This is a genomic window from Polaromonas sp. P1_E3, from assembly GCF_056405935.1.
The window spans coordinates 1-7466 of record NZ_JBFUBD010000133.1 but is presented as its reverse complement, the minus strand read 5'-3'; the positions used below and the strand labels follow the sequence as shown (position 1 = coordinate 7466).

The window sequence follows — 7466 nt, the reverse complement described above, 5'->3', positions numbered from 1 at the left end:
GGGCATTGGCCTCGCCACCGCACTCAAGTTTTCCCAGGAAGGCGCCACCGTCATCGTCTGCGACGTGAAACAAGCCGGTGTGGATGAAGCCGTCAAACAATGCCAGGCCCTGGGCGCGCAGGCCGTCGGTTATGTGATGGACGTGACCCAGCGCGCCATGGTGGATGCAGTGGTCGGCAAGGTCAAAGACCAGTACGGACGTATTGATGTCCTCGTCAACAACGCCGGCATCACCCAGGATGCGCGCCTGCAGAAAATGACACTCGAACAGTTCGACAAAGTGATCGATGTGAACCTGCGCGGCGTCTTTCACTGCGCACAGGCGGTAGCCGACACCATGACAGCGCAAGGCAGCGGCGTGATACTGAACGCCAGTTCGGTCGTCGGCATCTACGGCAACTTCGGCCAGACGAATTACGCCGCCAGCAAGTTCGGCGTGATCGGCTTCACCAAAACCTGGAGCCGCGAACTGGGCCCCAAGGGCGTGCGCGTGAATGCGGTGGCGCCCGGTTTTATTTCAACGCCCATCCTCAGCACTATTCCCGACAAGGTGCTCAAGGAGATGGAGGCCCATGTGCCGCTCAGGCGCCTCGGACGGCCCGAGGAGATTGCCAATGTCTATGCCTTCCTCGCGAGCGATGAGGCGAGTTATATCAATGGGGCAGTGATTGAGGTTTCTGGTGGGATGTCGGTCTAGGGCGGCTTCCACGATTCAACATGCCGCTCATGACAATCTGCAATATCGATATAGCTTTTTAGTTCTTTGGGAGATGCAGGAGAATCCCCAAAATGCATCCACAGATGGTCACAAATCCGAACTCGGTAGTTGACGACCTCATCGATCGCATCACTGCGATCGTGCTGCGGACCTATGAGGTTGACCAACTCTTGCCACACGAAAGCGCCGAGCGCCTCTCCCTTGCCGGCCATGAACTCGTGAGCGCCATTTCGACGGACACTGGGCAAATCGAGTTCTCCTGTGAGCTGACCCTTGCCGCTCACGAGAGGAAAAGCGCATTTCTKGTGAAGGTACAGGGCCAGGCCGCCTATGAAACCCCGATCTGGCGCATCAACGAGATCTATAACGTGGTTGTGGACCCGCTTGACCGCGGGGAATCCTTATTTGCCGACCTGCAATAGATTCACCCGATTGTGGCCGCGGAAGGCTTCATCTGCCGCAGCCACGCCCCCGGCGACAAACCCACACTCCCCTTGAAGCGCCGGCTGAAATGGCTCTGGTCGGCGAAGCCGCAGGCGGCAGCCACTTCGGCCAGGCCCAACCCGGCCAGCATGCCTGCCTGGGCGCGTTCGATGCGCACAGCGTTGAGGTAGGTGTGAGGCGGCACGCCGAACTGCCGGGCGAAGGCGCGTGTGAGGTGAACACGTGACAGGCCCGCCTCGCGTGCAAGGACCTCCACGGTGATGTCTTCATTAAACCTGCTGCGCAAATAGTCGCGGATTCGGGTCATGCGTATCGAGCCGGCGGACCGGGCTTCATCGCCGGAGCGCCGCTCACCGTAGCGCTGCAAAAGCCGCACCAGTACATCGCGCGTGAGCTCTTCGGCGCGCAGCGACTCCTGCGCCTGCCCTGCCGCGCCTATGGCGCGCGCCAGTGCATGCCCCATGGCGGCGTCGCGCACCACAGGTTGGCAAAAATAAGCCGCCATGTCGAGGCCGGCTTCCTTGTCGCGGCAGTCGTTCACCACTTGTGGCGACACATACAGCATGCTGTAGCCAAAGCCTTCCTGCGTGCCGCGCTGTCCGTCGTGCGGCTCGTCGGGATTAAACAGGATCACGTCGCCGCGCAGGCTGGCGTGCAGCGTGCCGCCGCAGTGAAAGGTCTGCACGCCAGAGGCGGTGACCCCGATGGAATAGGTTTCGTGGCTGTGGCGCTCGAAGGTGTGCTCTGTGAAGTGGGCATTCATCTGCGTCACACCGGCCAGCGCGCCTGGACGAAAGCGGGCCCAGTCCTGGGGAGTTTGAGCCTGGGCTTCATGCATGAAACAATCGTACAAGACACAGCGGCGCTGGACAAGGAAACTCACTTTTCACCGAATTTATCGCAATGAAAGAGGAGTTCTCATGCAAGAAGCCGTAGACCTGCACGCCAAGCTCGCCACCTTTGAAGGCCACTGGCAACCGCGCACCGTGAGCGAGTTCAACGGTCACGACGTGATGGTTGTCAAGGTTCAGGGGGAATTCAGCTGGCATTCGCACCCTGAGAGCGACGATTTCTTTCTGGTGCTCAAGGGCGAGTTGCACATCGACATCGACGGGCAGCCCACTGTCACGCTCAAGCCCGGCCAGTTGTATGTGGTGCCGCGCGGGGTGCGCCATCGCCCGCGGGCATCGCAAGAGGCGCACCTGCTGCTGATTGAGCCGACCGGCACCCCCAACAGCGGCGATGCGGCCACGGCCGCCCCGCGGCGGGTCATCTGAAGGGCGCGAATCCGGGGATAGGCATGAGCCGGGAATCAATTGCTTGACTTTGTCAATCAATTACTTGACGATAGCCAGTATGGCCACGTCAAGCACCCCCACCCTTCCCCCTTCAGTATCGTTAGCGCCAGCCGCCAACGCCGCACATATCAAGGCGGTCCGCGGCTTCAACCGCTTCTACACCCAGCGCATCGGCGTACTGGACCCATACCTGGGCAGCGAGTTTTCGCTGACGGAAGTGCGCGTGCTTTATGAACTGGCCCACCGCGACCAGCCGACGGCGACCGAACTGGGGCGCGATTTGTCGCTGGACGCCGGTTACCTGAGCCGCATCCTGCGCCGCTTTGAGTCCCGGGGCTGGCTGGCCCGCGTGCCTTCACCGGCGGACGCGCGGCAAAGCCTGCTCAAGTTGACGGAGGCCGGGCATGCGGTGTTCGCCCCATTGCAGCAGAAGTCGCGCGACGAAGCGGCCGCCCTGCTGGCCGCACTGGCGCCGCACGACCAGGGCACGGTAGTGGGCGCGATGGCCACGGTGCAGCGGCTGCTGGCCGGCGAAACAAAGCCTGGCGCGACCCGGACCATGCTGCTACGCGACCCGGAGCCGGGCGACATGGGCTGGGTGGTGCAGCAGCACGGTGAGATCTATGCGCGTGAATACGGCTGGAACAGCGAGTTCGAGGCGCTGGTGGCCGATATTGCCGGCAAGTACCTCAAAAACTACCAACCCGAATGGGAGAAATGCTGGATAGCCGAAGTCGACGGTGAGCGGGCCGGCGCGGTATTTGTGGTGCGTAAATCAGCCACCGTGGCCCAGTTGCGCATGCTGATCCTCACACCCCAGACGCGCGGATTGGGCCTCGGTGGCCGCCTGACCGACGCGTGCATCGCATTTGCGCGCAGCAAGGGCTACAAAAAAATGGTGCTGTGGACCAACAGCTGCCTGGACGCTGCGCGTGCCATTTATGCCGGGCGCGGGTTCAAGCTGGTGAAAAGCGAGCCCTGGCATGGCTTTGGCAAGGACCTGGTGGGCGAAACCTGGGAGTTGCGGCTGTAAGCCTTCGAGCCGCTACGGCGTTGCACCGCGCCTGCCACATCTCCATACTTTCGGGCTCCAGCCCTTATACGGCAAGCGCAAGCAGCTATCTTATTAATAGCAGACGGTATCCCTTGGTCTCCCGCGCGCGGCCTGTGGTGCATCGATGAAGCGGCGATAATCGGTGCATGAGCACCCCTCCCGCCGATCCCGCCGAAGATCACCCCAGACCAAAATCCCTCTCCGACCTTTTCATCTCATTCACTTTGCTGGCGCTTCAGGGCTTTGGTGGCGTGCTGGCCGTCGTGCAACGCGAACTGGTCGAAAAAAAGCGCTGGATGACGCGCGAGGAATTCATTGAAGACTGGGCTGTCGCGCAAATCATGCCCGGGCCTAACGTCGTCAATATCTCGTTGATGATAGGCGGCCGCTACTTCGGCCTCAAGGGTGCCCTGGCAGCGCTGGCCGGCATGCTGACGGTACCGCTGGTGCTCGTGCTGCTGCTGGCCGTGGTCTATGCCCAGTTTGCCGGGCATCCCGGGGTGGCTGGCGCGCTGCGCGGCATGGGCGCCGTGGCAGCCGGGCTGATCGGCGCGACGGGCCTGAAGCTGTTCGGCGCGCTCAAGAAAAACGTTTTGGGCCTGCAGCTGTGCGCCGCGTTCGGCGTGGCCTGTTTCGTGACAATCGCCCTTTTGCGCTTTCCGCTGGCTTACGTGCTGCTGGGGCTGGGCGGCGTGGCCTGCCTGCTCGCTTACCGCAGGCTGGCACCATGACCGAATCGCTGCACCTCGTCTTCGGCGCGAGGGAATGGTTTGACCTCTTCCTGCATTACCTCTCGCTGTCGCTGCTGTCGATCGGCGGCGCCATCACCACAGCGCCCGATATGCACCGTTTCCTGGTCGACAAACAGCACTGGCTGACCGACGCGCAGTTCAACGCCTCCATTGCCATCGCGCAGTCAGCGCCCGGGCCGAACGTGCTGTTCATCGCGCTGCTCGGCTGGAACGTGGGCCTCAACGCCGGCGGCATGCTGACCGGGCTCCTGGGCGTTTTCCTGGCGATGCTGGGCATCCTCATTCCCAGCACCACCCTCACCTACCTGGCCGCCCAGTGGGGTCACCGCAACCGCGAACTGCGCGCAGTGCGGGCCTTCAAGCAGGGCATGGCGCCCATCGTGGTGGCCCTGCTGATCGCCACCAGCTGGATACTGGCCACAGCCAATGGCAGTTCCCTGAAGGACTGGCCGGTATGGCTGCTGGCGGGTACCACCGCCGTCATTGTCTGGCGCAGCAAGATCCACCTGCTGTGGTTGCTGGGCGCTGGTGCGGTGCTGGGCTGGTACGGGCTGGTCTAGTACCCGGTTCCCGGGCCATCCAGCGGGTCTATTCGGGCTTGCCGCGCCGGTGAAAGTACACCATGCGGGCCGCTTGCCGCATGGGCTCGGTGTCCAGGGCCAGGTTGAAGATCCAGTCAGCCTGGAAGCGGTCAAACAGCCAGMGCAAGGGGCGCTTGGCACGGAACTTCGGGTAATGCCGCACCAGACCTTGAGCCGGATCGGCCGGGTCGCTGCCATCGACCGCGCCACCGTGCAAAAAAGCGGCTACCGCGCTTCCCGCCGCATCGCCATGCTGCAGCGCCGTATGAATGCCGCCCGCCGTCACAGGTGACACCATGCCGGCGGCGTCACCCACCAGCATGACACGCGCATCGGAGACCCGCTTGAGCACTCCGCCGCAAGGAATCATGCCGGCGCGCGTCGCCAGGGGTCTCGCGCCGCCAACATCCACATGCGGTGCGATTTTTTCCATGAAAGCGCCCATCCACGCCTCTTTGGCAGGAACGGACGCGCCGGAAGGCGACATGCGCCTGGCCAGCCCGATCTGGTGAATGCCGGCGCCCGCGACAGCCCAGCCGATGTAGCCAGGTGCAAGTTGCCGGTCAATGAAGCAGTGCAGCAGGTTGGCGTCCAGCCGTGCCTGGCTGTATTCACGCTCGATGCCGAAGAGAAACTGGGTATTGAGTGACAGGCCCAAAGCCTTGGCCACACGTGAATGGGGGCCGTCGGCGCCGACCAGGTAACGAGCCTGCAGCACCATCGGCTCCTGCGAGGTGACCGACTTGACCGATACGGCCCAGCCGCCGCTGTCGCGCGCGGTCTGCTCGAAAAGCGTACCGGCCAGCAAGGTAACGCCGTCAGCCACCACCGAGGTGCACATCCAGTCCAGCAGGGCCGGCGTGTCGGTGGCCCAAAAGTAATACCCGGGCGCATGCAAGTCCACATGGCGGAGGTTGGGCGAATAGAGCCTGACRCCGTCCACCTGCCGCACCAGCGCCGCGGGCACCTGCTGCAGCCAGGGAATGGTGTCTATGGCATCTTTCACGATGATGCCGGTGGTGTGCAGCTTGTCGCCCGAAGAAGCCTTCTTTTCCACAATGGCGACCTGCAAGCCCGCCCTGGCCGCGGCGCGCGCGCAGGCCAGCCCTGCAAAACTTGCGCCTATAACAATCAGGTCGAAGCGCAGCGGCGTTGTCATGCCCTGCGCTGGCGCAGGGCTTCGTAAAGGCACACGCCGCTGGCTACAGACACGTTGAGGCTTTCCACTGCGCCCTGCATCGGGATGCTGACCAGTTCGTCGCAGGTCTTGCGCGTGAGCTGGCGCATGCCCTCGCCTTCGGCACCCAGCACCAGCGCCACAGGGCCTTTCAGGTCAACGTCGTAAATCGTTTTTTCCGCATCGTCACTGGTGCCTATGCACCAGATGTTGCGTTCCTTGAGCTCCCCGAGGGTGCGGGCCAGGTTGGTCACCATGAAATAAGGCATGGTTTCGGCAGCGCCGCTGGCAACCTTGGCCACAGTGGCATTGATACCGGCCGCATGATCCTTGGGGGCAATCACCGCATGGGCGCCGGCGCCGTCGGCCACGCGCAGGCAGGCACCGAGGTTGTGTGGGTCGGTTACGCCGTCCAGCACCAGCAGCAGCGGCTGTGCCACACCGGATTCCTCAAGTTGCTCCAGCAATTCGTCGAGCGATTTGACCTGTGCCAGTGCGTCGACCCGGGCCACCACGCCCTGGTGGCCGTGGCTTCCACACATCTTTGCCAGGCGCAAACCATCGGATTCGATGAGACGCACGCCCGCCTCCCGGGCCCTGTCCGTGAACTGGCGCATGCGCGCATCCCGGCGGGACACATCGAAAAACACCTCCAGGACGGATTGGGGCGCTGTTTTGATGCGAACGCCGACGGCATGGAAGCCAAAAAGCACTTTGGGAGAAGAAGACATGGCAGCGATTATCACTGTTGGACGTAATTGGCATTACTACCGGTGCCCAGGGCGCGACAAGCGGGGCACAATGGCCCCCGGGCAGGACTAAAATAGTAACAATTTGTTGTACCTGCTCAATCATTCGTCCTGCTACTGCGGGGCATCCTGGAGGCGCTATGGGCTTGAGGCTGAAATTCAATCTGGTGTTGATCGTGGTTTTTCTGGCCGGCTTTGCCGCCGCCGGGTATATCTCACGCCAGTTGCTGCAGGACAACGCGCGCGAAGAAGTGCTGCGCAACGCCCGCCTCATGATGGACACCGCGCTTTCCGTGCGGGCCTACACCGTCGAGCAGATCAAGCCGCACCTGGACAAGCAACTTGAAGAAGTGTTCCTGCCGCAGACCGTGCCGGCCTACGCAGCCACTGAAACGCTTGGCCACATCCAGAAAAAATACCGCGACTACGGCTACAAGGAAGCCACGCTGAACCCGACCAACCCGCGCGACCGCGCCACCGACTGGGAAGCGGACATCGTCCAGCAGTTCCGCCAGAACGCTGAATCGAAAGAGCTGATTTCCGAGCGGCCCGCCGCCACCGGCCGCCTGCTGTACATTGCCAAGCCCATCCAGATCACCAACGCGGCGTGCCTGCAATGCCACAGCGTGCCGGCCAATGCGCCCGCCAGCATGATCAAGGTCTACGGAGAAGCCAACGGCTTTGGCTGGAAAC

The 7466-nt window shown here is 62.7% G+C and carries 10 protein-coding genes; 7 read left to right on the top strand and 3 right to left on the bottom strand.

Going from position 1 to position 7466, the window contains the following annotated elements; genetic code table 11:
* A partial coding sequence (gene fabG, locus AC1D0Z_RS13665; protein WP_477658773.1) for a 3-oxoacyl-ACP reductase FabG occupies nt 1-697 on the top strand: 697 nt, incomplete at its 5' end.
* A gap of 92 nt (nt 698-789) precedes the next feature.
* Nucleotides 790-1140 (top strand): hypothetical protein, encoded by a 351-nt coding sequence (locus AC1D0Z_RS13660; RefSeq protein ID WP_477658772.1) that lies wholly within the window; start codon nt 790-792, stop codon nt 1138-1140.
* 2 nt (nt 1141-1142) lie between these two features.
* On the opposite strand, the gene AC1D0Z_RS13655 is transcribed toward AC1D0Z_RS13660, so the two are convergent.
* On the bottom strand, nt 1143-2000 hold the full coding sequence (locus AC1D0Z_RS13655; RefSeq protein WP_477658771.1) for an AraC family transcriptional regulator: 858 nt from the start codon (nt 1998-2000) through the stop codon (nt 1143-1145).
* An 82-nt stretch (nt 2001-2082) separates the two neighbouring features.
* Here AC1D0Z_RS13655 and AC1D0Z_RS13650 point away from each other — a divergent pair, with 82 nt between their 5' ends.
* The 4 genes from AC1D0Z_RS13650 to AC1D0Z_RS13635 all read left to right on the top strand — a co-directional run bounded on the left by AC1D0Z_RS13650 (nt 2083) and on the right by AC1D0Z_RS13635 (nt 4826).
* A complete protein-coding gene (locus AC1D0Z_RS13650) occupies nt 2083-2439 on the top strand; it encodes a cupin domain-containing protein (protein WP_477658770.1) in 357 nt (118 codons plus the stop codon).
* 79 nt (nt 2440-2518) lie between these two features.
* Nucleotides 2519-3493 carry a bifunctional helix-turn-helix transcriptional regulator/GNAT family N-acetyltransferase gene (locus AC1D0Z_RS13645; RefSeq protein ID WP_477658769.1) on the top strand — a complete coding sequence of 325 codons (975 nt, stop codon included), beginning with the start codon at nt 2519-2521 and terminating at the stop codon, nt 3491-3493.
* Nucleotides 3494-3660: 167 nt separating this feature from the next.
* Nucleotides 3661-4245: a chromate transporter gene (locus tag AC1D0Z_RS13640; protein WP_477658768.1), complete on the top strand. Its 585-nt coding sequence runs from the start codon at nt 3661-3663 to the stop codon at nt 4243-4245.
* Nucleotides 4242-4826, top strand: a complete 585-nt coding sequence (locus AC1D0Z_RS13635; protein WP_477658767.1) for a chromate transporter — start codon at nt 4242-4244, stop codon at nt 4824-4826. Before AC1D0Z_RS13640 ends, AC1D0Z_RS13635 begins: the two co-directional genes overlap by 4 nt.
* Nucleotides 4827-4854: 28 nt before the next feature.
* Here the strand turns inward: AC1D0Z_RS13635 and AC1D0Z_RS13630 are convergent, their stop codons facing one another.
* Both AC1D0Z_RS13630 and rlmB read right to left on the bottom strand, forming a co-directional pair.
* Nucleotides 4855-6006, bottom strand: a complete 1152-nt coding sequence (locus AC1D0Z_RS13630) for an NAD(P)/FAD-dependent oxidoreductase (protein WP_477658766.1) — start codon at nt 6004-6006, stop codon at nt 4855-4857.
* Nucleotides 6003-6755: a 23S rRNA (guanosine(2251)-2'-O)-methyltransferase RlmB gene (rlmB, locus tag AC1D0Z_RS13625; protein ID WP_477658765.1), complete on the bottom strand. Its 753-nt coding sequence runs from the start codon at nt 6753-6755 to the stop codon at nt 6003-6005. Before rlmB ends, AC1D0Z_RS13630 begins: the two co-directional genes overlap by 4 nt.
* Before the next feature lie 158 nt (nt 6756-6913).
* Here rlmB and AC1D0Z_RS13620 point away from each other — a divergent pair.
* Nucleotides 6914-7466, top strand: a 553-nt coding sequence (locus AC1D0Z_RS13620; protein WP_477658764.1) for a Tll0287-like domain-containing protein, incomplete at its 3' end; no start/stop codon positions are given.